The organism is Streptomyces sp. HUAS 15-9 (assembly GCF_025642155.1).
Classification (GTDB): domain Bacteria; phylum Actinomycetota; class Actinomycetes; order Streptomycetales; family Streptomycetaceae; genus Streptomyces.
The window spans coordinates 4,204,242-4,227,040 of the sequence record NZ_CP106798.1 but is presented as its reverse complement, the minus strand read 5'-3'; the positions used below and the strand labels follow the sequence as shown (position 1 = coordinate 4,227,040).

Genomic DNA, 22,799 nt, shown 5'->3' with positions numbered 1-22,799 from the left:
ATGGGGCTGGGGGCAGGTAGCGGACCATGCTGAACAGCAGCGAATGCACCAGAACTGCAACCAAGCCCTCGGTTCCTGCTCATGCCCTGCGCCAGGCGTTGAGCAGTTCCTCGGGGCCGTACACCGCCTGAAGGCCGGAACAACCGACCCCGTTGCGGGAGACCGCCACGAGCGGTACCGGCTCGTCGGTGATCGCTGCCCGGTGCCTCTGCAGTGCGGTCAGGTCGTGGCTGTCGAACGCGGAGTTCTCCAGCCACTTGACCGAGCCGAGGAAGAGCAACTGCTTGGCCACCGGTTGCCGGTCGGCGCCCACCAGGTCGATTTCGACGTCGTTGCTGCGGGTCCAGTACCCGCCGATCGCTGGGGCGGCAGGCAGGAGCCCGTCCGGCAGGAGGCGGACGAGGGATTCCCGCACCAGGGGCTCGATAGCGCGGCCCCGCCAGCTCGTCCACTGCTCCTGGATGCGGCTCAGCGTGAGATCCCCCCGCATCCGTTCGATCTCCGCCATGTGCGGATCCAGAAACGCGAGCCAGAACCGCAGGTAGGGGTCTGCCACCCGGTAGCGGCGCTCCTTCGACGGCCTCAGGGAGAGGGGAAGTTCGGCGGCCACGACCCGTTTCTCGGTCAGCACGTCTGTGGCTCGGGTGAGAGTGGTGTGGGCGATGCCGCCGGCCGCGCGCGCGATGTTGGTGAAGGTCCGCTCTCCGGATCCGATGGCCCGCAGTACCTCCCTGCTCATCGCCTGGGGTGGAAACTCCGCGGCCAGTGAGCGTTCGGCGGAGACCAGCAGGGCCGAGATGGGGTTGTCCAGCGAGTCGCGGAGGAACTCCCAGACGTCCGCCCCGGCCTGCCACTCCGCGCAGATCAGGGGGAGACCCCCCGTGACCAGCGCGGCGTCGAACGCGGCCGCCGGAGACAGGCCGAGCATCTCGCCGATGTCGGCGGGGTTCAGGGGCCCGACGATCATTTCCCGCCCCCGCTGGTGAAAGGGACGGTCGTAGCTGTTCAGCGCCTCCATCATCGACAGATCGGACCCGACCAGGAGGAGAAGTACCGGCTTTCGACTGAGTAGTCGGTCCCATGCCCGCTGGAGCATGCCCTCGAAGGCGTCGATGCGGTCCATGAGATACGGAACCTCGTCGATGACCACCACGCTCGGGCTGTCGTCGGGAAGCATCTCCGCGAGCAGCCTCAAGGCCGCGTTCCACTGAGCCGGGGTCTCCTCGGAGAACAGTTCCCGCTCCGGCAGGTTGGATCTGGCGACCGTGTCGAGCAGCTCCGCCAGTTCGTCCTCCGCCGTGCCGCCCGCAGCGGTGAAGAAGAGGTACGGCGTCCCGGTACGCCGGAGGAACTCCTCGACGAGACTGGACTTGCCGACCCGCCGTCTTCCCCGCATGAGGACGCATTGCCCCGGTTTCGCCGACCCGACGGCATCGTGGACCGTCCGCAAGGCGGTGTCGAGCACGTTCAGCTCGCGATCCCGCCCGATGAAACGACGCATGGCAAGCCTCCCGAGAGGGATAGTATCGACAGAGATACTATCTCTCTCGATACCATCTTTGCTTCATTCGGGCACGGGGCTCATGACGCCGTGGATGCGGGAGAGGGTGAAAACGCGCTTGTCCTCTCGCAGGTGGCACCAGGCTTCGAGGTAGGGCGGGTCGAGTTCGAGGCGGCTACCGACGTTGGGTAGCGCTCCGCCCTGTATCAAGGCCCCGCGAAGGAGCCCGCTCGTGGCAGACGACAAGAAGCGCACTCGCCGCGCCAATGGCGAATCGGCTATCTACTTCGGGAAGGATGATCGCTGGCACGCCCGGGTGCCGATGGGTTACAAGGACGACGGCACGCCGTACCGAAGGCACTTGACGCGCCCGACCCGTAAAGAGCTGGTCGACGAGGTTCGTCGGCTGGAGAAGCAGCGAGACGAGGGTTCGGCCCGTCAGCCCGGGAAGCCGTGGACTGTCGCGAAGTGGCTTCAGCATTGGGTCGAGAGCATCGCCAAGCCTGTCATCAGCGAGAACACTTACGCCGGATACGAAGTAGCCGTCCGGGTGCACCTGGTTCCGGGCATCGGCAAGCATCGGCTCGACCGCTTGTAGCCGGAGCACCTGGAGAGCCTCTACCGCCGAATGCAGAGCGCTGGCAGCAAGGCCGCCACCGCTCACCAGGCGCACCGGACGGCTCGCACGGCGCTGGGCGAAGCGGTGCGGCGTGGCCACGCTGCCAAGAACGCCGCAGCCCTGGCGAAGCCACCTCGGATGGAGGAGGCGGAATCCGAGGTCGAGCCCTACTCCGTCGACGAGGTGCAAAGCCTGCTGCTCGAAGTCAACAAGCGACGTAACAGCGCTCGCTGGATGCTGGCGCTGGCGCTCGGACTGCGGCAGGGCGAGACGCTCGGGCTTCGCTGGGCGGACGTCGACCTGGACAACGAGTACCTGAAACTGCGCCGGAACCGTCTGCGTCCCAGGTACGAGCACGGCTGTGGGGAGGCCTCGCCCTGCGGCAGGAAGCCCGGATATTGCCCGCAGCGGGTTCAGGTGCGTCGCGAGACCAAGAACACCAAGTCGCGTGCGGGGCGCCGCGCGGTGCCTCTCCCAGGGCCTTTGGTCGTGATGCTCCGCTCCCACGCAGATGTGCAGTCTCGCGAGCGTGAGGCTGCCGGCGACCTGTGGGTGGAGTCGGAATACGTGTTCACCAAGCGGCTGGGTGGTCCGCTCAGCCCGAACACGGACTATCACGCCTGGAAGCGGCTGCTTGAAGATGCGGGAGTCCGTGATGGGCGATTGCACGACGCTCGCCACACGGCCGGCACCGTCCTGATGCTGCTGGGAGTCCCAGACCGGGTCATTGACCAGATCATGGGGTGGGAGCCGGGTGGGGCGGCACGGATGCGGGCTCGGTACCTGCATGTGACCGACCCCATGCTCAAGGAAGAAGCCCGGAAGATCGAAAGGGTCATCTGGGGAGTCGCGGATCCCGCTGTGGACGAAAACCAGGACAACGAAGGCTGAGACAACGTCGAAAAGCCCCACCGCGAACGGTGGGGCCCTTCGACAACGTGCCCGGTGAGGCTCTGGCGGAGGATACGAGATTCGAACTCGTGAGGGGTTGCCCCCAATACGCTTTCCAACTGTGTTGGTGGGGTGGTGGGGTGTGTGCAGGGGCGTTCACCTGGGTTCATGGGAGGTTGGCCACCGCTGCTGGGACGGCTCCTGGACTTGGTTGAACCTCGGTGAACCGGGCTGAATGAGACGGAAATTGAGACGGGCGGGCACCGGAGGATATGCCGGCGGCCTGGGCCGCCGCCGTTGGCGACCCAGGCACGGCAGTTACCTCTTGATCGTCACCTGGAGAGGGGCCAGGTCCGGGCTTGGGGCGGGCTTGTTGCTGCCGGCGGACAGTGGCTGAGCAGCCGTGGTCTGCGGCGCCACGCCCTTGTAGTACGGGGTATAGAGGTAGTGGGTACCCACGCCGATGGCCGCACCGATCTTGGGAATGACGGACGCGTCGACCGATCCCGTGCCGCCGAACACGGCCACGTGGTACATGCTCGACGACATGCGCATCAGGTACCGTTTGGTGTCGTACGACAGCGAGGTGGTGTCGGTCCACAGCAGCGGACCGTACGTGGTCATCGCCGACGACGCGGAGACACCGCCGCGCCAACTGTCCACGGAGGCCACTGCGGCGTTCGACGGCAGCGACCACCACAGGTCGGCGAGCTGCGTCGCGTTCGACTGCGGAGTGCCGCCGGCCACTCGGTAATAGCGGTACGAGCTGGGCCAGTTCGGCATCTTGTCGGCGTTGTACGCCTTGGCCAGTGCCGACTCGGCGTCGGTCCCCACCGTGATGATGTTCGTTGTGCTCGGGCTGTACTTGTTGAGGTACGAGTAGACCGACGACGTCATGGTCGTACCGTCGGTCAGCACGACGGTCGCGGTTCCGGAGCTGCCCATGGAACCGGCGGCGGAGCTCGCCGCGAGGGCGTTGTGGTAGTCGGTGCCGGTTGCCAGGAAGATGTACTTCGGTGTGCTGGTGACGGTCTTGGCCACGGCGATCGAGGTGGAGTAGCGCGAGGTGCCGGACAGCCGCTTGGCCACGTATCCGAGCGAGGTCACCTTTGAGTGGGCGTTCAGGTATGCCTCATGCCGGTATGCGAGTTCTGTCGCTGTGTCAGTTTGAGGTCTTTCGGCGGATCAATGCGCTTCATCACTTCAAGACTTCCGGACCTGCCCGCCCGTTTCGCTCGGCTTCGATCCTCGAAGCGTGTCTGACGTAGAGATGGCACGGAACCGCCCGATGATCACCGGAACCCGATCTTCCGTCACACCCATGATCCCTCTGGAACGTGAGCCAGCGGAAGCCGTACCCCAGCGACCTTTCCGACGCCCGATGGGCCCTAATCGAGCCGACGTTGACGGCCTGGAGAAAAGCCCGGCTCGACCGCAGACCCACCGGGCAGCCGCTTACCAAGGTCGACCTGCGCGACGTATTCAACGCACTCCTCTACATCAACCGCACGGGAATCCCCTGGAAATACCTCCCACACGACTTCCCGAACTACGGCACCGTCTACGCCTACTATGCCGCCTGGCGCGATGAGGGAATCCTCGCCCAGCTCAACTACGACCTGACCGGGCTCGCCCGCGTGAAGGAAGGGCGCAAGCCCGAACCCACAGGGTCCGTCATCGACACCCAGAGCGTGAAGACCTCCACCAACGTGCCCCTGACCAGCCAGGGAACGGACGCCGCCAAGAAGATCGTCGGCCGCAAGCGAGGCATACTCACCGATACGATCGGACTCATCCTCGCCGTGACTGTCACCGCCGCGAGCCTCTCCGAGAACGCCGTAGGAATACGTCTTCTCGACCAAGCCAAGAAGACGTATCCAACCATCGCCAAGAGCTGGGTCGACACCGGCTTCAAGAACGCCGTCATCGAGCACGGCGCACGTCTCGGAATCGACGTCGAAGTCGTCAACAGAAACCCCGGAGTTCGCGGCTTTCACGTTGTCAAAAGACGCTGGGTAGTCGAGCGAAGCCTGGGTTGGCTTATGTTGCACCGGCGCCTTTCTCGCGATTACGAGACCCTTCCCGCCAGCTCCGAGGCCATGATCCACGTCGCCTCGATCGACAACCTCGCCAAGCGCATAACGGACGAGACGACACCAACCTGGCGAGGGACTTACTAGAATAGAAAGGGCAATTCGCCTAGATCAAATGCCCTCTGACGCCACCGTGCTGTTGAGGATCGTGCTCCCGCCGATCAGGTAGACCGTCTTGCCCTTCGGCAGCATGCGCTTGAGCTCCGTCTGCACCGAGGAGTCCAGGCCCGTGCCGGAGGTCATCAGCACCGGCCCTCGCTTCTTGCCGGCCAGGGAGGTCGCGGTGGTGGCGTACGCCGAGTCCGACTTATTGATGAGCACGGCCGCGTTGGCGTTCTTCAGGCCGGGCGTGCTCGTACCGACCGTGTTCCAGGTCCACTTGGACGACGCGATGTTCGTGTCGTAGGAGTCGGAGCCGTAGACACGGGAGATCGCGTTGTTACGGAGCGGCTGCCAGGCGACGTTGGCGCCGTCGGCCGTGGGCACCTGCGTCTCCGTGCCCGTGCCGAGGCCGTGGATCCACACCTGCGGGCCCTGGGGGACGTCCGGATTGCCGGAGACGTAGATGTCGTACGCGATCCGGTCGCCCTGTGGCGACCAGGCGGGACGGTTGTGGTCGGTCGCGTCCGTGGTGAGCTGGGTCAGCCCGGTGCCGTCGGTCTTGACCGTGAAGAGCTGCTTGTGTCCGTCGACCGACCGGGTGAAGGCCACCGACTGGCCGTCGGGGGAGATGCTCGGCTCGCTCGCGTCGTCGGCCACCTTGGTGAACGCGCCGGAACGGCCGTTGTAGATCCAGACGGCCGGGGTGCCGGTGGTGGCGCAACTCGTTCCCGTCCGTACGAAGGCGAGCATGCCGTTCACGGCGCCGCTCGGCTGGGAGTCGCAGCCGTCGACGTCGGTGCCGAACAGGGCCTTGGGCGGGCGGGTGCCGTCGGCCGCGGTCACCCGCAGCCGGCCACCGGCCGTGAAGACGATGTCGCCGCCGCCGTACCAGAAGGTCGGATCGTGCGGATGCCAGCCGCTGCCCGACGGCATGGCGATGCGGATGCCGATGTCCTCCGAGTCGGCCCATGCCGTGCCGATGTAGTCGCCGTTCACGAACGCGATCTGGCTGCCGTCGGCGGACCAGGCGCCCTGGTTTCCGGACGTGCTGAACGAGGACCACCAGGACCCGTCAGCGTTGATGGAGTGCATCCAGCCGCCGCCGTCGGTGTACAGCAGCTTCCCGTCGCTGGCGGGCCAACTGCTGGGGACGGCCGCCGCCGGCCCCGGAAGCGCGGCGACGAGCCCCGCCGCGAGCGCGGCGGCGCTGATGAGCGCCGCGAGTCTGCGGCGCGTACGCATGTTCAATGTGCCCCCACAAGTGAATGGTTGGCCGCCGTACCCCTCCCCCAAGGTGAACGGACGGCGTCGTGATCGTCCGCACGGCAGCGGCGAAACATTAGTCGCAGGCCACGGCATCTGTGAAGGCAGGGGGCACGCGGGCGAAGGGCTGGTCGGAGGGCCGACCGACGGCCGGTCAGGCGGAGATGGTCGGCTCCACCCTCCCGCCTCATCCAACGGCCACACCATTCGCGCTTTCGACCGGACAACGCGACGAGGTGCCTGCAGCCCGCATCGCGATGGGCTCCGGCGGGGCGGGATCACCTGCCTCCCGGTGGTCGGAGCTGCTGTACACAGAGCCTTTACCAGCGCCGCCACCGGTCGGTGATCTCGTACCGGCTCACGCCGTGGCGTGCGGCAAACCCGGCGACGTCGATGCTGTGCTCAGTGAGGACTGCATCGACGAAGAGGCACAGTTCCTCGCGCTCGTCGGTGTCGTACGTACCACCCTCGTGCTGTTCGTTGACGCCGTTGAGAACCAGGACGACACGCTGCACGACAGCGAGGATCTGCTCATCCGAAGGCGCGACAAGTGCTTCCACGGCACCCTCAAACTCGACCAGGGCGGCATCGGTAGCACTAAGGAAGGACTCGGAATACGTGTCCGCCATGTACGCACACTGAGGGTCCAAGGTGCCGGCCGCTATCTCTCGCGCCTCCTCGGCAATCCCGTCACGCCAGCGCTGCGAAGGTCTGACAGCCATGCACGAACCGTACCGGTCAAGTGGCTCGAGGGGATCGGCCAGTGTGCAGGGGCCCCAGTTTGGAAGATCGCGTATGCGGACTAGGTGCGACCTGGCGAGATGCTGACCTGCGTCTTCTTCGCTCCGTCGCTGTGACTCCCCGTTGTTCCCCCTCTCTAGCCCTTGGATCGGACACGGGAGGGGCACAGGCCAAGGCCGGCAGCACCTGACGAGTCATCGTCGTGAGGTTTGTGTGAAAGTCGGGTATGAGGGTTGTCCAGGCCGGGACAGGTAGTGGAGGACGGAGTGGACTGGGGTCACTTCGGGCAGCAGCTGGCATCGATGGCGCGTGATCTTCTGGCGCAGGAGTCGGTGAGTGCCACGCTGGAGAGGATCACAGCGTCGGCCACCGAGCTGGTCGAGGGCTGTGACGCGGCTGGAATCCTTGTGCTGCACGGCATGAAGGTGGAGACGCTTGCCCCGACCGATCAGCTGGTCATCGACAGCGACCTGCTGCAGCAGCGGCTGGGGAAGGGCCGTGCTTCGATGCCGCACGCAGCTCGCTGGGCGAGCGGGTTTTCCGCATCGCCGACCTCACCGCCGAGCAGCAGCGGTGGCCCACCTATGCCCCGCGGGCCCATGCGCTCGATGTGGGCAGCATGATGGGCTTCCTGCTGTTCACCGAGGATGAAGACCTCGGCGCGCTGAACTTCTACTCCCGCAAACCCGGTGCGTTCACCGACGACAGCGAGCTGGCTGGCTTGTTGCTGGCCTCGCATGCGGCGGTCGCCTTTTCCGCGGCTCGTACCCACGCGCAGATGGAACAGGCTGTCGCCACGCGCCACGTCATCGGCGAAGCCATGGGCATCATCATGGGCAGCCACCGCGTGAACGAGGAGGAGGCCTTCAACGTGCTGCGCCGCTACTCACAGGCGAACAACATCAAGCTCCGCGAGGTCGCCCGCCGGGTATGCGAAGAGGGCATCCTCTCGTGACTTGATCGGCGTCTTCCCCCGCTCGCTGGCTGAACCGGAGGAGCCTGACCACATCCCGAGGCGATCGCCGCGGGGGCGACTCAGCGGCTGAAAGTCTGGAGTTCCTCAACTTACGTTCATGGATGAGCACCTGCGCCGGTACCTACGGCGCCATCTCCAAGCAGGGGGAGAGCCGTCGTCGACTGTCGTCATCTGTCGTCACTGGCCACCCTCGGACGGCCCAGGGACGGCCCCAGGACTGAGGACAAACCCGATGTCGCTCGGCAGGTCCGGGTGTCACGCTGCGGGGTGTGACGCGACCGGAGATGACGGAGCTGGATTATCTGCGCGAGGTGGAACGCCTGGCGCGGGCTGTTGTGTCCGCAGCTGGAGGCGAGGGCTGGCTTTCGTACGCCCCGGATCCAGATGACGCGACCGGTCTGCAACGAGCGGTGAATGCTCTCGCCCGATCCATCCGGCACTACCACTTCCCGGGCGACGGCTGCACAGAGGAGGAGGAACGCCCGGTGGTCAAGCTCGCCGGCGTAGTCATCCTCCGTCCCGAAGCGATGCCGACCGGATGGACGGAGACGTACGAGGATGCGTGCACGCGTCTTGGCGTTGAGCCCCGCACAGATGGCTGGGCTGTGTGGAACACCTGGGGCGACAACGACATGCCAGTCACAATGATCGTCTCTGCCGTCGACAGCACCGAGGGCCTGCTTGCGAACTGGTCGCGAGGCCGCACTGTCTATCCGATCATGCCTTTGCCCTCACAAGTCGCCCTCATCCACCAAGGTTGGTCCGCACCCATGTGCTGGACCCACACCTGCCGCAATGTTTCCACCTCCGTCAGCGTGCCCAGGCCGGGCGGCGTGTCAGCGGCGAAGACCGCCTCAAGCAGCAGCATCCCGTCACGACCGACCCGCAAGCCCACCTCATCACGCTTGGCGCGGGCCTTGGGGAACCGGGAGTCCTCGGCCCTGGCGGCGTAGTGCCTGAACCACTCCGGCTCCGCAACACCCGCCAGCCAGTCCGGGGCAGCCTGGGCAAGTGCGTTGAGCGCGGACCGCAGGGTCTCGGCCACCATCTCCAGCCAGGACAGCTCCCGCACCGACGACAGCACATGCGTAGCGTCGGTGCGGGCCCGGCCCGCCGTCTTGAGCAGGCCCTTCTCCCGGGCCGCGACCAGGATGCCGTCCAGCACCCGCCGCCCGGCATCGGCCTCCACCAGCCGATCCCGGAACTCCGACAGCACCGAGAAGTCGAACCCCGGATCGTCCAGCCGAAGGCCGAGGGCGTACTTGAAGTCGATCCTGGCCCGGACCGCCTCCGCGGCCTGCCGGTCGGTGAGTCCTTCGAGGAACTGCAACACCAGTACCAGCGCGAGCCGCCCCGGTGACCAGGCAGACCTGCCCCGTACCGGGAACAGGTCCGCGAACTCCTCGTCCGTGAACAACGGCCCCAGCTCGTCCCGCACCCGGATCGCCGGGCTCCCCTTCGGGAACGCGGCCCGAGCCACCCGCACCGTCTCCGCCGGGATCTCCCCAGACCCCTTCGGCTGCATCGACACCCGCACCCACCCCATACGACAACGTCGGCCTTCAAGACCACAACCAGGTCTTGAAGGCCGACGACACGCCAGGCCCCGGATTAACCAACAGCATCCAAGATCGGTCCGGGGCCTTTTAGCTGGTGCCCCCGGCAGGGTTCGAACCTGCGACACCCGCTTTAGGAGCGAGGTTGGGCGATCATGGCCCTGACCTGTGGATTCCCCGCCTTGCGCGGATGCTGGGCGTGTGTGCCTTGCGTACCCTGATTCCCCGCTGTTCCCCGCTCGTTCTGGCACGAGAGTGGCACGGCCCGGAGACTGTGCCACGAATCCTCGATGCTGTATTTCGCTGTACTGCTCAGCACCTACGGTTCGAGCCCTCGCCCAGTTCGGCGCCGGTACTTCCACGCGCGAAGCTCAAGCCAGGTGACCCAACCTGCGGACAATGTGATCGCCGTTTCGATCGACTGCCTCCAAGTCTCCGGGACCCACTTGTGTGCCGCGACTGCCACGAGGCCGAACCAAGCGCTCAGCAGGAGGTAGTCCCGAAGGCGGGTCCGCAGGCGGGCGTCTGGCCGTGCCAGGTACACCATGGAGATCCCCCTCTCTAAAACCGGAGGGTACAACGCGGCCGGAAGCGCGGTTGGCCGATCGAGTAGCCAGTTTGGAAGACGCCGCATGCGGATGGCGGCTGACCTGGCAACTCGCTGACCTGGGCCGGAGCTCGATCGCCGCCGCTGTTCCCCGTGAGTCCCCGCTGCGTCCCGTCGGACCGGGCACGCAGCGGGCACGGCTTGGCTGCGGCTCATGTCTGAGATCAAGCCGACGGATCCGGGAGCCGCGAGGGCGCGAGGACGTGTCCCACTATGGCTAGGCGCCGAGGATCTGCGTCGGCTGGGTTGCTGTCACATGGCGCCACGAGCCAGGAAGAAGCGACGCACTGTGCGGAGGGTGAAGACCGACACCGTAACCGCGAGCACGAAGTTGAGCGCGTCAACGACCTCGACAACGGAGTAGGGCGCGTGCAACAGGCCCGGCACCTTGGTGCCGATCATCCCGAGACCCATGAGGAGGGGGAGCCACGCCCAGAGGAAGCGCATGCCCCGGTCGAGGCCCACTCCCTCTCCCTTCCGAGCCTGGGTACGCTCCCACCACCGGCCGACGAGGCTTCCGAGAACCAGCAGGCATCCCATTGCGACGACAGACCAGTCCATAAACCGCAGCATCACATCTCCCTTGATCGGCAGGATCTTCCTACTGCGCATGACCGCACGCAAGGGCTCGCGATTGAGATGATCTAGGGCCAGTCGCGCACCTGCCCCACACATCCGGCACGGGGGTCGGCAACGGCGTGGGACCACTTCCACCCGATGAACTGGGGCCCTCCTTGGCCCCGCCGGCCGTCGCGATGCCCGGACCTACGAGCGGGGCTTTCTACCTGCGCAAACTGACGTAGGTCGGTGTAGCGACTTTGGCCGGGAGCTGCTTTGGCGCGAGTGATCATGGCCCCGTAAGCTTCCGGCGCGTCGGGCAGCCTGTGGACCTGCCCGGTAAAGCACGACGTTGGGGCCATGATCTTCGAGGCTCGCGCCAAAGTGGCTGGCTAAAGTCGTGGAGCCGACCGGCCCCAGCCACGACGTGTTCTGACCTCATGCACTGTGTGCCCGCCCGGAGGAGCGAAGCGACGACGGTGCTTGAACCCGTGAAGAAGGTTGTTACTCAGGTTGAGTCGTGATGCGCCACAGGGGCGCGTCGTACTGTTCCGGGCGGCTGTTGATGAGTAGCTCGCGCAGGTCCTGGCGCTGGTTGCCGTTGAGGTTCAGGGCCTCGGTGAGGTGGCGGAACGTGGTGTGGGTGACTTCGTGGCTGCGTGCCTCGGTCTCGAAGGCGTCCAGCTTGGTCAGGACCGCCTCTGGGTCCAGCTTCGACGGGGGCTGCTCGCGGAGCCAAGCGGCCTTGTTGCGCTCGTAGTCGATCTCCGAGTAGCCGCAGATTTCGCGACTGTGGGCCTCGACTTCGCCGAGGGCGGCTGTCGTCATGATCGCGCGGGCCAGCTGGTTGCGGCTCAACGCTTCGTCGCCTCGCGGAAGGACGAGGAACGGCGGGACGAGATGGTCACTCACCTGATCCGACTCGCCCAGCTCGGCCGCGCCGCCGGAATCTACCTAGAGGTGTGCGGACAGCGGTTCGGTGCCGAACTGGGCAAGGGAGCGACCATGCTCCGGGCCCAGCTCACCGGCCGCGTCTGCCACCGTGTCAACGACGAAGCCTCCGCGAAGATGGCGCTCGGCGACATCGCCCCCGAGTCGGTGTACGCGGCCTGCGCCATCGCCGCCGAACTGCCCGGCCTGGCCGTGGCGGGGGACACCTCCGGGGGCTGGTCCCGGATGCGCACCCCGTACCTGTCCCTCGCCGACGCTGCTGCCGTCTGCCGCGAGACGGCTGATCTCGCCCCGGACGTACCGGCGCTCGCCCCGTTCCGCCCCTACGTGCGGCCCGTGCCCCTGGGCGACTCCGGGACGTTCCCCGCCCCGCTCTCCGTGACCGAGTAGCCACTGCCGATCCAACGGCCGGCGCGGCCGTACCGCGCCAAGTCCTTACCCCCGCCATGCCTGAAGAAGGGACGGTATCCGTCATGTGCTCCGCATGCGAGGACTTCACCCGGACCGTCGTCATGCTCGGCCGACTCGCCCTGTACGCGCACACCGTGGACGCGGATACCGACTTCATCGCCGCCGTGGGCCCGTCCCTGGCCGCGTCCTTGCCCGAACCGCCGCCCGGCGTCCTCCCGACCGACTACGACCCCGGCACCGCACCCGCATACCCCGGTGAGGCGTCCTGATGGCCCACACCGCCCTCCGCGCTGACGCGGTCCTGGTCCAGGCCGTCATTGCCGGTGCCCTGTCCTTCGCCTACTTGCACGACCTCGCCGCCGCTGCCGGACAAGACGGCTGGAAGGCATGGGCCTACCCGATCAGCGTGGATCTGCTCCTGGTCGCCGCGTGGCGACGGCTCCGTTCCGGCGGGGCCAAGGCAGCCGCCTGGTGCTGGTTCCTCGTCGCGTTGACCGCGTCGCTCGGTGCCAACATCGCCACGGCCGGACTGCTCGACCTGGACGCCGTACCGGCCTGGCTGCGCATCCTCGTCGCCGGATGGCCGGCCGTCGCCTTCCTCGGCGGAACCCTGCTCGTTCACGGGGCGCCGGGGACGGACACCGCGCCGACGCCGGAAGAGCCTCGGACTGTCCAGGAGAGCACTCAGGCGGCAGACGCAAGCCCCGACGCCCTTCGCCGGCCGTTCGCTCACGCCCTACGCGGGCGCCGTCGCCGCCGTGGTGGTCGTGGGGGTCGTCCTGACGGCGCTCCTGGCGGCCGTCGCCATCACGGCCGTGTCCGTGGCTATCGCCGCCGTGGTCCTGCGCTCGCTCCTCAACGGCGCCAACAGGCGCTGACCGGCCGCCGGGGCGGCAACAACGCCGCCAAGCATCCCGCCGCCCCGGGGCCGTCCCTCCCAACCACCGAAACAGCCGAAAGGAACACCTATCATCACCCGGCAGGCTCCGCCCCCACTGGCGGAACTCTCCATGTTGGCCTCCCTCGGCACCATGCCCGAGCTGGCCCGCCAACTCTCCGGCCTGGGCGGCTGCACTCATCCCGTCCGCCTCGACGGCCACCGCACGGAGTACGCGGTCGACAGGACGACCGGCGAAATCGGCAACGTCCTGCACCACCTCGACTCCTCCACGCTCCCCGCCGGGCAGCTCCTGGTCCGCTGCAACAACCGCCGTGCGACCCGTTGCCCCGCCTGCGCCGAGACCTACCGCCGCGACACCTACCACCTGATCACCGCCGGACTACGCGGCGGCAAAGGCGCCTCGGAGGAGGTAGCCACCCACCCCCGGGTCTTCGCCACCCTGACCGCCCCGAGCTTCGGCCCGGTCCACAACCGCCCCAACGGCGGCCGAGACTGCCGTTGCGGCGTCCGCCACGACGAACACGATCCCGCCCTGGGGACACCCCTCAGCCCCGACACCTACGACTACGAAGCTGCCGTCCTCTGGAACGCCCACGCTGGTGCCTTGTGGCGGCGCTTCTCGATCTACCTCCGCCGAGAGGTGGCCAAGCGCGCCGGCCTCACCCAACGGGCCTTCCGCGACCACGCCCGCATCTCCTTCGCGAAGGTGGCCGAGTACCAGAAGCGCGGCGCGGTCCACTTCCACGCGGTCATCCGCCTGGACGGCCCGGAAGGAGGAGAAATGGCACCCCCGGCATGGGCCTCGACCACGCTCCTCGCCGACGCCATCCAAGCCGCCGCCGCTGCCGCCCGCGTGACCGGACCCGATATCGAAGATGCAGGACGCCGGGAGCTCCGCCGGCACCGCCCACCATGCGCACCGGACGATCCGGGTCGCTCTCGGTGAGGCCAAGCGGCGTGGGCACGTGGTCACGAACGTGGCCGAGATCGCCAAGGCTCCGCGTCTCGAAGAAGAGGACATCGAGCCGTTCACGATCGAGGAGGTTCAGAGTCTTCTCGTCGAGGCGGCCAAGCTCCGCAACAGCGCTCGCTGGGTCGTCGCCCTGGCGCTCGGCCTCCGGCAGGGGGAGGCTCTCGGGCTCCACTGGGAAGACGTCGACCTGGACGCGGGATACGTCCGCATCCGCAAGAACCGTCTCCGTCCCAAGTACGCCCACGGCTGTGGAGACGATCCCTGCGGTCGGAAGGCGGGGTACTGCCCCCAGAAGCAGCAGACCCGCCGAGAGCACAAGTCCACAAAGTCTCGTGCCGGGCGTCGCACGATCGGCCTGCCCGACCCGCTGATCAAGCTTCTCCGCCAGCACCAGGCGGAGCAGGAGAGGGAGCGGAGTGTTGCCGGTACGGACTGGGAGGACAAGGGATACGTCTTCGCCTCCCCTACTGGTGGCCCTCTCAGCCCGAACACCGACTTCCACATCTGGAAGAAGCTCCTGAAGGACGCGGGCGTACGGGACGGCCGTCTCCATGACGCGCGCCACACCGCCGCGACCGTCCTCCTGATCCTCGGCGTCCCGGACGTCGTGGTCGACGCCATCATGGGCTGGGAGCCCGGGGGAGCGGCCCGGATGCGGGCTCGGTACATGCACGTCACCGGAACCCTGCCGCGGAAAGTCGCCCAGCAAGTCGGCGATGCCCTCTGGGAGCTCCCGAAGACGAACTGAGACGGAAACTGAGACGGACAACGTCGAAGGGCCCCACTGCGAACAGTGGGGCCCTTCGACAACGTGCCCGGTGAGGCACTGGCGGAGGATACGAGATTCGAACTCGTGAGGGGTTGCCCCCAACACGCTTTCCAAGCGTGCGCCCTAGGCCTCTAGGCGAATCCTCCGCCGGAAACATTACATGACCGAGGGGAGTGCTCGCGAACTCGTTCCTGCTGGCCGGGATCGGGTACTCTGTGCGCAGCCCCTCACGCGGCGCTATCTGACTGAACTCCCCCAGGGCCGGAAGGCAGCAAGGGTAGGTCGGCTCTGGCGGGTGCGTGGGGGGCGTCTGTGTTTGCGGGCGGGGCTGGTTGTCGGTGGGCGCCTATAACCTCGTATGCGTGTCGTCTCTCGCGCTGTACCGCCGCTATCGCCCGGAGTCCTTCGCCGAGGTCATCGGGCAGGAGCATGTCACGGACCCGTTGCAGCAGGCGCTGCGGAACAACCGGGTCAATCACGCGTACCTGTTCAGCGGGCCGCGCGGGTGTGGCAAGACGACCAGCGCGCGGATCCTCGCCAGGTGCCTGAACTGCGAGCAGGGGCCCACGCCGACCCCGTGCGGCGAGTGCCAGTCCTGCCGGGACCTGGCCAGGAACGGGCCCGGATCGATCGACGTGATCGAGATCGACGCCGCTTCGCACGGTGGCGTGGACGATGCCCGCGAGCTGCGCGAAAAGGCCTTCTTCGGCCCCGCGAGCAGCCGGTACAAGATCTACATCATTGACGAGGCCCACATGGTCACGTCGGCGGGCTTCAACGCGTTGCTCAAGGTCGTCGAGGAGCCGCCCGAGCATCTCAAGTTCATCTTCGCGACCACCGAGCCCGAGAAGGTCATCGGGACCATCCGCTCGCGCACCCATCACTATCCGTTCCGGCTCGTCCCGCCGGGCACCCTGCGGGACTACCTCGGCGAGGTGTGCCAGAAGGAGGACATCCCCGTCGAGGAGGGTGTGCTGCCGCTGGTGGTGCGCGCGGGCGCGGGGTCCGTGCGTGACTCCATGTCCGTCATGGACCAGCTGCTCGCCGGTGCGGGCGCGGACGGTGTGACGTATGCCATGGCGACCTCCCTCCTCGGGTACACGGACGGGTCGCTGCTGGACTCCGTCGTCGAGGCGTTCGCCACCGGGGACGGGGCCGCGGCGTTCGAGGTCGTGGACCGTGTCATCGAGGGCGGCAACGATCCCCGCCGGTTCGTCGCCGACCTGCTGGAGCGCCTCCGTGACCTGGTGATCCTCGCCGCCGTCCCGGACGCCGTGGAGAAGGGGCTCATCGACGCTCCGGCCGATGTCATCGAGCGTATGCAGGCCCAGGCCGGCATCTTCGGCGCCGCCGAGCTCAGCCGCGCCGCCGACCTCGTCAACGAGGGGCTCACCGAGATGCGCGGCGCCACCTCGCCCCGCCTCCAGCTCGAGCTCATCTGCGCGCGCGTGCTGCTGCCCGCCGCCTACCGCGACGAGCGCTCGGTGATGGCCCGCCTCGACCGCATCGAGCGGGGCGTCAACTTCTCCGGCGGCGGTGGTGCGCCGGTGACGGGGTACGTTCCCGGGCCCGAGGCACACATGGGTGCGGCCCCGGCCGCCGGTGCGACGCCCGCTCCGCCGGGCGGTGGCATGGCGGCGGCCCGGGCGGCCGTGCGGGCCACCGGGGTGCTTCGGACTCTCCGGCTCCGGTGGGTGCGGCGGCCGCTGGTGGTGAACAGGGCGTCCAGTCTCCTGCTCCCGTGTCGACTCCCCCGCGGCAGCCGCCCCGCAGCCATCTGCTCCCGCCCCCGCCCCCGCCGCCCAGGCCCCGGCCGCCGGTGCCTGGCCCACTGCCGCACCCGCCGGTGCCGTGGCTGTCCCGGCGGCTGGCCCACGGCTGCCCCGGCGGGCAGCGGCCGTCGTCCCAGACTCCGGCCGCCCCCGCCTCCGCTGCCTCCGCGCCCCCGGCGGCGCCCGCCGCTCCCGCGGCACCCGTGCCCGGTGGCCTCGACCCCCGCATGCTCTGGCCGAACATCCTGGAGGCGGTCAAGAACCGTCGCCGTTTCACCTGGATCCTGCTCAGCCAGAACGCCCAGGTGGCCGGGTTCGACGGCATCACCCTCCAGCTCGGCTTCGTCAACGCCGGCGCCCGCGACAACTTCGCGAGCAGTGGCAGCGAGGACGTGCTGCGGCAGGCGCTGGCCGAGCAGTTCAACGTGCAGTGGAAGGTCGAGGCGATCGTCGACCCGTCGGGCGGTTCGGCGCCCCCGCCGTCCGGCGGTTCCCCGGGGTACGGCGGAGGCGGCGCCGGTGGCTACGGCAATCAGAGCGCCGGTGGCTACGGCAACCAGGGCGCCCCCGCGCAACGCCCCGCCGCCCCCCAGCCGTCCCCCGCGGCTCCTCAGGCCCAGCCGCCGGCCCAGGCTGCCCCCACCCCGACCCCGGCACCCCAGCCGACAGCCGCCCCCGAGCCGCCCCCGGTGGCTCCCGAGGACGACATCCCGGAGGACGACGACCCGGACCTCGACGAGTCGGCCCTCTCCGGCCATGACCTCATCGTGCGGGAGCTGGGGGCGACGGTCGTCGAGGAGTTCTCCAACGAATGAGGAGTTCTCCAACGAATGGAGAAGTTCTCCAACGGGGTGGGAGACGCGGGGCACGGAGGCCGTCCTTCGGAGGAACGCACAGCTGTCTCCGCTCCCAGCCCTCGGAAGCCCGTACAAACACCCCGGCCCACGCCGGATAGGCTGACCCCGTGAAGGTCCTCGTCATCGGCAGCGGCGCCCGCGAACACGCCCTGTGCCGCTCCCTGTCCCTCGACCCCGACGTCACCGCGCTGCACTGCGCCCCCGGCAACGCCGGCATCGCCGAGGTCGCCGAGCTGCACCAGGTGGACGCCCTGGACGGCAAGGCCGTGTCCGCGCTGGCCACGGAGCTCGAAGCCGACCTCGTGGTCGTCGGCCCGGAGGCCCCCCTGGTCGCCGGGGTCGCCGACGCCGTGCGCGAGGCGGGCATCCCGGTGTTCGGCCCCTCCGAGGAGGCCGCGCAGCTCGAGGGGTCCAAGGCCTTCGCCAAGGACGTGATGGCGGCCGCCGGCGTGCCCACCGCCCGGTCCTATGTCTGCACGACCGCGGAGGAGGCGGCCGCGGCCCTCGACGCCTTCGGTGCCCCCTATGTCGTCAAGGACGACGGGCTGGCCGCGGGCAAGGGCGTGGTCGTCACCCAGGACATCGAGGCCGCCAAGGCGCACGCGGCGGAGTGCGAGCGGGTCGTCATCGAGGAGTTCCTCGACGGCCCCGAGGTGTCCCTCTTCGCGATCACCGACGGCGAGACCGTCGTACCGCTCCAGCCGGCGCAGGACTTCAAGCGGGCCCTCGACAACGACGAGGGCCCGAACACCGGCGGCATGGGCGCGTACTCCCCGCTCCCGTGGGCCGAGCCCAAGCTGGTGGAAGAGGTCCTGCAGACCGTTCTGCAGCCCACGGTCGACGAGATGCGCCGACGCGGCACCCCCTTCTCCGGGCTGCTCTACGCCGGTCTCGCGATCACCTCGCGCGGTGTACGGGTCATCGAGTTCAACGCCCGCTTCGGCGACCCGGAGACCCAGGTGGTCCTGGCCCGGCTGAAGACTCCGCTGGCCGGTGTCCTGCTCGCCGCCGCGAACGGCGCCCTCGACGACCTGGCCCCGCTGCGCTGGAGCGAGGACGCGGCGGTCACCGTCGTCGTCGCCTCGCACAACTACCCCGGCACCCCGCGCACCGGCGACCCGATCACCGGCCTCGACCGGGTGGCCGCCGAGGACGCCCCGCACGCGTATGTGCTGCACGCGGGCACCCGGCGCGAGGGCGACGCGGTCGTCAGCGCCGGTGGCCGCGTCCTGTCCGTCACGGCGACCGGCAAGGACCTCACCGAGGCCCGCGAGCGGGCGTACGCGGCCGTGGAGCGCATCGGCCTCGACGGTTCGCAGCACCGCACGGACATCGCCGCGAAGGCGGCGGCGGGCGTGTAACCGCCGTACAAACGCCACACGCCGAACGCCAACTCGGGCCCCGGAGAAATCCGGGGCCCGATCATTGCTGTCTGTCGTACAGCTCTGACCAAAGCCATTCCATCGAGTGAGCAATGCCCCATCCGGCTGACGGGGGCCGAGGCCCCAACTAGGGTGCGGCGCAAGCGTTCCGGCACTTGGCCCACCGGCATTGCGATGTCTCCGGCGGGTGCCACAGTGGGGGAGTGAGCAACGCCAGGACAGCACCAGGGCATCAGCGAGGGGGTGACCTCCGGTCGTGACCGGAATGGGTGTGGAGGCGGGCGCGCAGGCGGCGCGGTCCCGGGCCCTCGCCGTGCTGCGGATCCGCGGCCGGGCGCTGGCCGTGGCCCTGCTGCCCGCGGCGGCGGCCGTGATCCTGCTGGCCGGCGGTTCCACGGGACATCTGCCGGGCCGCAGCTGGGACCTCGCCCGCTGGACCGTGAGCGGGGTCGCGCTGCTGGTGCTGCTGGCCGCCGCGGGCATAGCGCTGATCGTGGCCCGCTCCCGTCCGGCCGTGAGTCCGACGGTCGCGATCCCTGAGGAGTCCGCCCCCGACCTGTACCGGATGGTGCGTGACCTCGCCGACCGGCTCGACGTGCCCGCGCCCTCCGCCATAGCGCTCACCCCGGACTGCGACAGCTGGCTGGAGGACCGCACCCACCCCGCGCACGGCCCGCCCCCGCCCGAGCACCACGACGAGCTGGCGGACCCGGGCCGGCGCGCCCAGCGCCGTACGGCGGCCGCGCCCGTCCTCGTCATCGGCTCCCCGTTCCTGTGGTGGATGCGGGTCGGCGAACTGCGCGCGGTGCTCGCTCCGGTCGTCGCCGGTACGGGTCCCTCGGCGCACCCGGACATAGCGGCCGCCCGCCGTTTCGTCCGGGGGCTGGACGCGGCGGTCGCCGTGACCTCCGCACCCGGCCGCGGCCCGCTCACCCGCTCCGTGCTCGCGGGCGTCGGCTGGGTGGCGCGACTGATGCTGCGCGGCTGCCGGGAGCACGCGGCCGAGATGGAGAGGGGTGTGGCCGCCGCGGCCGCCGAGCGTGCACAGGCTGTGGATTACGGCCTGCGGATCGTCGCCCAGGAACAGGTGGGGCTGGCGTACGCGGGCTGGGACCGGCTGCTGACCCGGGTCGCGCTGCCGGCCTGGCGGATGGGCCGCTGGCCCTCGCGTCTCGACGCGGGCGTGGTGGCGGCGCTCACCGAGCTGTCCCGCCGGGATCGCCTGGCCGAGGGCTTCGCCTCCCGGCTCGGCGAGCGCCCCGCCTGTGACCTGCTGGAAGAGCCCGGCGCGATGGACGAGGCCGCCTCCCTGCTCGCCGCCCGTCTCTTCCACGGCGGCCCCGCGGAGCCGGGCCCGGACTGGTCCCCGGTGGACTGGCAGGAGTATCCGGACGAGGTCGTGGACCGGAAGTGGCGCACCGACGCGGCCCGTCTCCACCGCGTCCTGGACTCCCTCGGTGTCCGCACCACCCCCGACCCCACCGCCTCGGCCCCCGGCGGCCCCACCCTGTCCCGCGTCCTCGACCACCTGTCGGATCCACCGGACGACGAGACCGACGGCCACTCCTCGCCGACCGCTGCGTGCGGCGAGGGAGCCGCGATGGCCGCGGAGGACAAGTCACCCGAGGGCGCGGTCACCGAAGGAGCCGAAGAAGCCGAAGGAGCCGAAGAAGCCGAAGGAGCCCAAGGAGCCCCAGGAGCCGTCGGCCACGACCGGCCCTTCCCCGACACCCCCGCATACGACGACGAGCCCGACGGCGACTCCGAGAACCAGCGCGGTGCCGCCCTCGCCGCGCGGCTCAGCGCGGAGCTGGCCCGTGAGGAGGCCTCCGCGTGCGCCTCCGCCTCCGCCGCACCGCCGACCGGCTCGGCCCGCCCCGGCCAGGGTCCCGACACCGGCCTGTGGGACGACGGCGCCCTGCCCCTGTTCCCCCTCCAGCCCCCGCGCACCGCCCGCGAGCTCCTCGCCGACCACGTCACGGCGATGGTGTGCTGCGCCGCGATGGACACGGCGGGCGCGGTCCCGGGCCTGGACTGGCTCGACGGCCCGTCCCTCCTCATCAACGGCGAGCGGGCCGCGGATCTGAGCTCCCGGGTGCTCAGCCTGACCGAGGAAGGGGATCCGGACCCGCTTCGAGCCTGGCTGATCGAGTCGGGGATACGCCCGGAGAAGCCGGTACGGCTCGTCTGACCTCGGACGATGGTCCGCCGTAGCGGAACGCCTTCTTCCATTTCAGGTCAATTCGCAACGAATAGTGACCGCGCGCGTGCGTTATGTGATGTGCTGGGACCGATCGCGCACATGGCAAGGGCTTACGACATACGACAGCCGCATCGCACGCACAGTACGGGGGCCCGAGGGAGGGGAGCGATCATGGGATCCGAGCACATCCGCCGCTGGGAGTCGGGGGCACTCGCACACGCCGTCACGGACCCCTTCGGCCTGGGACCGGTTCCCTGGCTGCGCGGCAGCGAGACCTACTTCGACGACACCGGCCATGTCGTCCCCTGGTACGTGGACGCGACCCAGCAGCACGCGCCCCCGGCGGGCAGCGGCAGGCCGAGGGTGCCGGCTCCGCGCCCCTCCGGCGGCCCCCGCTCGGCGGACGACGTCCACCGCCAGATCAAGGGCTTCACCTCCACCGGCGCGGTCGCGCCCGGCGAGGCCGTCGACTTCCACATCACCGTCGACCCGCCCCAGCAGTTCAGCGTGGACATCTACCGGATCGGCCACTACGGCGGTGACGGCGCCGCCAAGATCACCACCAGCCCCCGGCTCTCCGGCATCGTCCAGCCCCCGCCGCTGACCGCCGACCGCACGGTCTCCTGCCACCACTGGTGGCTGTCCTGGCGGCTGCAGATCCCGTCGTACTGGAGCAACGGCGCCTACGTGGCCGTCCTCACCACCGCCGACGGCTACCGCTCCCACGTGCCGTTCACGGTCCGCGACAACCACCCCGCGGATCTGCTCCTGCTGCTCCCCGACATCACCTGGCAGGCCTACAACCTCTACCCGGAGGACGGCCACACCGGCGCCAGCCTCTACCACGCCTGGGACGAGAAGGGCCGGCTGCTCGGCGAGGCCGACGCCGCGACCACGGTCTCCTTCGACCGCCCGTACGCGGGCGCGGGCCTGCCCCTGCACGTCGGCCACGCCTACGACTTCATCCGCTGGGCGGAACGGTACGGCTACGACCTCGCCTACGCCGACGCCCGCGATCTGCACGCCGGACGCGTCGACCCCACCCGCTACCGGGGCCTGGTCTTCCCCGGCCACGACGAGTACTGGTCGACGCAGATGCGCCGCACGGTGGAGATCGCCCGCGAGAGCGGCACCTCGCTCGTCTTCCTCTCCGCCAACACCATGTACTGGCAGGTGGAACTGGGCCCCGCGCCCTCCGGCGCGGACCGCCTGCTCACCTGCCGCAAGCGCAAGGGGCCGGGCAGGCCGGTGCTCTGGCGCGAGATCGACCGCCCCGAACAGCAGCTGGTCGGCATCCAGTACGCGGGCCGGGTCCCCGAGCCCCACCCGCTGATCGTCCGCAACGCCGGCCACTGGCTGTGGGAGGCGACCGGCGCCGGCGAGGGCGACGAGCTGGCGGGCCTGGTGGCCGGCGAGGCCGACCGCTACTTCCCGCGCACCCCGCTCCCCGACCACGAAGAGCGCATTCTCCTCGCCCACTCCCCATACACCGACAACGACGGCGTCCAGCGCCACCAGGAGACCTCCCTGTACCGCGCGCCCTCCGGCGCCCTGGTCTTCGCGTCGGGGACCTTCGCCTGGTCACCGGCCCTGGACCGGCCGGGGCACGTGGACCCCCGTATCCAGCGGGCCACCGCCAACCTGCTGGATCGAATCTGCAAGCGCGACTGACC

12 protein-coding genes, 1 tRNA gene, 1 other RNA gene and 9 pseudogenes are annotated in these 22,799 nt (G+C 69.2%); 14 read left to right on the top strand and 9 right to left on the bottom strand.

The genetic code is table 11. The annotated features are described in order from the left end of the window. Positions 1–79 precede the first annotated feature (79 nt). Both N8I87_RS19455 and N8I87_RS44865 read right to left on the bottom strand, forming a co-directional pair. On the bottom strand, positions 80–1,501 hold the full coding sequence (locus N8I87_RS19455; RefSeq protein WP_263210414.1) for an ATP-binding protein: 1,422 nt from the start codon (positions 1,499–1,501) through the stop codon (positions 80–82). Positions 1,502–1,564: 63 nt separating this feature from the next. Continuing rightward, positions 1,565–1,756, bottom strand: coding sequence for a WYL domain-containing protein (locus tag N8I87_RS44865; RefSeq protein ID WP_491743940.1), 192 nt, complete (start codon positions 1,754–1,756; stop codon positions 1,565–1,567). Here N8I87_RS44865 and N8I87_RS19450 point away from each other — a divergent pair. After that, a pseudogene (locus N8I87_RS19450) lies at positions 1,734–3,011 on the top strand (tyrosine-type recombinase/integrase). The gene N8I87_RS44865 and the pseudogene N8I87_RS19450 sit on opposite strands and share 23 nt — an antisense overlap. A gap of 318 nt (positions 3,012–3,329) precedes the next feature. Here the strand turns inward: N8I87_RS19450 and N8I87_RS19445 are convergent. Further along, positions 3,330–4,118, bottom strand: coding sequence for a cell wall-binding repeat-containing protein (locus tag N8I87_RS19445; protein WP_263210412.1), 789 nt, complete (start codon positions 4,116–4,118; stop codon positions 3,330–3,332). 230 nt (positions 4,119–4,348) lie between these two features. Here N8I87_RS19445 and N8I87_RS19440 point away from each other — a divergent pair, with 230 nt between their 5' ends. After that, the gene (locus N8I87_RS19440) at positions 4,349–5,191 is read left to right on the top strand and encodes an IS5 family transposase (RefSeq protein ID WP_263210411.1); all 843 of its coding nucleotides are present in this window, start codon (positions 4,349–4,351) and stop codon (positions 5,189–5,191) included. Positions 5,192–5,215: 24 nt separating this feature from the next. On the opposite strand, the gene N8I87_RS19435 is transcribed toward N8I87_RS19440, so the two are convergent. Together N8I87_RS19435 and N8I87_RS19430 are read right to left on the bottom strand one after the other, a co-directional pair. Beyond that, positions 5,216–6,448 carry a cell wall-binding repeat-containing protein gene (locus tag N8I87_RS19435; RefSeq protein WP_263216548.1) on the bottom strand — a complete coding sequence of 411 codons (1,233 nt, stop codon included), beginning with the start codon at positions 6,446–6,448 and terminating at the stop codon, positions 5,216–5,218. A 341-nt stretch (positions 6,449–6,789) separates the two neighbouring features. Beyond that, complete coding sequence (locus tag N8I87_RS19430; RefSeq protein WP_263210410.1) at positions 6,790–7,191, bottom strand: hypothetical protein; 402 nt, start codon at positions 7,189–7,191, stop codon at positions 6,790–6,792. Between the two features lie 321 nt (positions 7,192–7,512). Between N8I87_RS19430 and N8I87_RS19425 the strand changes: the two are divergent. Further along, a pseudogene (locus N8I87_RS19425) lies at positions 7,513–8,165 on the top strand (GAF and ANTAR domain-containing protein). A 793-nt stretch (positions 8,166–8,958) separates the two neighbouring features. Here N8I87_RS19425 and N8I87_RS19420 read toward each other — a convergent pair. The 3 genes and pseudogenes from N8I87_RS19420 to N8I87_RS19410 all read right to left on the bottom strand — a co-directional run. Next, positions 8,959–9,717, bottom strand: a pseudogene (locus tag N8I87_RS19420) (transposase); the annotation flags it as partial. An 884-nt stretch (positions 9,718–10,601) separates the two neighbouring features. After that, the gene (locus N8I87_RS19415) at positions 10,602–10,961 is read right to left on the bottom strand and encodes a hypothetical protein (protein ID WP_263210408.1); all 360 of its coding nucleotides are present in this window, start codon (positions 10,959–10,961) and stop codon (positions 10,602–10,604) included. A gap of 450 nt (positions 10,962–11,411) precedes the next feature. After that, positions 11,412–11,774: pseudogene (locus N8I87_RS19410) on the bottom strand (DUF1152 domain-containing protein); the annotation flags it as partial. On the opposite strand from N8I87_RS19410, the pseudogene N8I87_RS19405 reads away from it, so the two are divergent. The 6 genes and pseudogenes from N8I87_RS19405 to N8I87_RS19380 form a co-directional block, all read left to right on the top strand. Continuing rightward, positions 11,754–12,248 (top strand): annotated as a pseudogene (locus N8I87_RS19405) (FtsK/SpoIIIE domain-containing protein); the annotation flags it as partial. The pseudogenes N8I87_RS19410 and N8I87_RS19405 overlap by 21 nt on opposite strands. An 83-nt stretch (positions 12,249–12,331) precedes the next feature. Continuing rightward, positions 12,332–12,538, top strand: a complete 207-nt coding sequence (locus tag N8I87_RS19400) for a hypothetical protein (RefSeq protein ID WP_263210407.1) — start codon at positions 12,332–12,334, stop codon at positions 12,536–12,538. Beyond that, positions 12,538–12,900, top strand: a pseudogene (locus tag N8I87_RS19395) (DUF2637 domain-containing protein); the annotation flags it as partial. The gene N8I87_RS19400 and the pseudogene N8I87_RS19395, both read left to right, overlap by 1 nt. A gap of 37 nt (positions 12,901–12,937) precedes the next feature. Next, positions 12,938–13,147: a SpdD protein gene (locus N8I87_RS19390; RefSeq protein WP_263216546.1), complete on the top strand. Its 210-nt coding sequence runs from the start codon at positions 12,938–12,940 to the stop codon at positions 13,145–13,147. Positions 13,148–13,279: 132 nt separating this feature from the next. Beyond that, a pseudogene (locus N8I87_RS19385) lies at positions 13,280–14,044 on the top strand (replication initiator); the annotation flags it as partial. Next, positions 14,043–14,891: pseudogene (locus N8I87_RS19380) on the top strand (tyrosine-type recombinase/integrase); the annotation flags it as partial. The pseudogenes N8I87_RS19385 and N8I87_RS19380, both read left to right, overlap by 2 nt. A 79-nt stretch (positions 14,892–14,970) precedes the next feature. On the opposite strand, the gene N8I87_RS19375 reads toward N8I87_RS19380, so the two are convergent. After that, positions 14,971–15,058, bottom strand: a tRNA-Ser gene (locus N8I87_RS19375). Positions 15,059–15,131: 73 nt separating this feature from the next. Here N8I87_RS19375 and ffs point away from each other — a divergent pair. From ffs to N8I87_RS19350, 5 genes and pseudogenes are all read left to right on the top strand, one after another. Further along, positions 15,132–15,226, top strand: an RNA gene (gene ffs, locus N8I87_RS19370) — signal recognition particle sRNA small type. Positions 15,227–15,274: 48 nt separating this feature from the next. Further along, positions 15,275–17,499, top strand: a pseudogene (locus N8I87_RS19365) (DNA polymerase III subunit gamma and tau). Between the two features lie 149 nt (positions 17,500–17,648). Continuing rightward, the gene (purD, locus tag N8I87_RS19360; RefSeq protein ID WP_263210405.1) at positions 17,649–18,902 is read left to right on the top strand and encodes a phosphoribosylamine--glycine ligase; all 1,254 of its coding nucleotides are present in this window, start codon (positions 17,649–17,651) and stop codon (positions 18,900–18,902) included. Between the two features lie 286 nt (positions 18,903–19,188). Next, positions 19,189–21,114 (top strand): hypothetical protein, encoded by a 1,926-nt coding sequence (locus N8I87_RS19355; RefSeq protein ID WP_263216545.1) that lies wholly within the window; start codon positions 19,189–19,191, stop codon positions 21,112–21,114. Between the two features lie 183 nt (positions 21,115–21,297). Continuing rightward, positions 21,298–22,797 carry a N,N-dimethylformamidase beta subunit family domain-containing protein gene (locus N8I87_RS19350; RefSeq protein ID WP_263210403.1) on the top strand — a complete coding sequence of 500 codons (1,500 nt, stop codon included), beginning with the start codon at positions 21,298–21,300 and terminating at the stop codon, positions 22,795–22,797. The last annotated feature ends 2 nt before the right edge of the window (positions 22,798–22,799 follow it).

Coding starts and splice junctions, on each gene's coding strand:
- N8I87_RS19350 (WP_263210403.1), top strand. CDS start 21,298: ATGGGATCCGAGCACATCCGCCGCTGGGAGTCGGGGGCACTCGCACAC.
- N8I87_RS19415 (WP_263210408.1), bottom strand. CDS start 10,961: ATGCGCAGTAGGAAGATCCTGCCGATCAAGGGAGATGTGATGCTGCGG.
- N8I87_RS19435 (WP_263216548.1), bottom strand. CDS start 6,448: ATGCGTACGCGCCGCAGACTCGCGGCGCTCATCAGCGCCGCCGCGCTC.
- N8I87_RS19355 (WP_263216545.1), top strand. CDS start 19,189: ATGGGTGTGGAGGCGGGCGCGCAGGCGGCGCGGTCCCGGGCCCTCGCC.
- N8I87_RS19430 (WP_263210410.1), bottom strand. CDS start 7,191: ATGGCTGTCAGACCTTCGCAGCGCTGGCGTGACGGGATTGCCGAGGAG.
- N8I87_RS19455 (WP_263210414.1), bottom strand. CDS start 1,501: ATGCGTCGTTTCATCGGGCGGGATCGCGAGCTGAACGTGCTCGACACC.
- N8I87_RS19400 (WP_263210407.1), top strand. CDS start 12,332: ATGTGCTCCGCATGCGAGGACTTCACCCGGACCGTCGTCATGCTCGGC.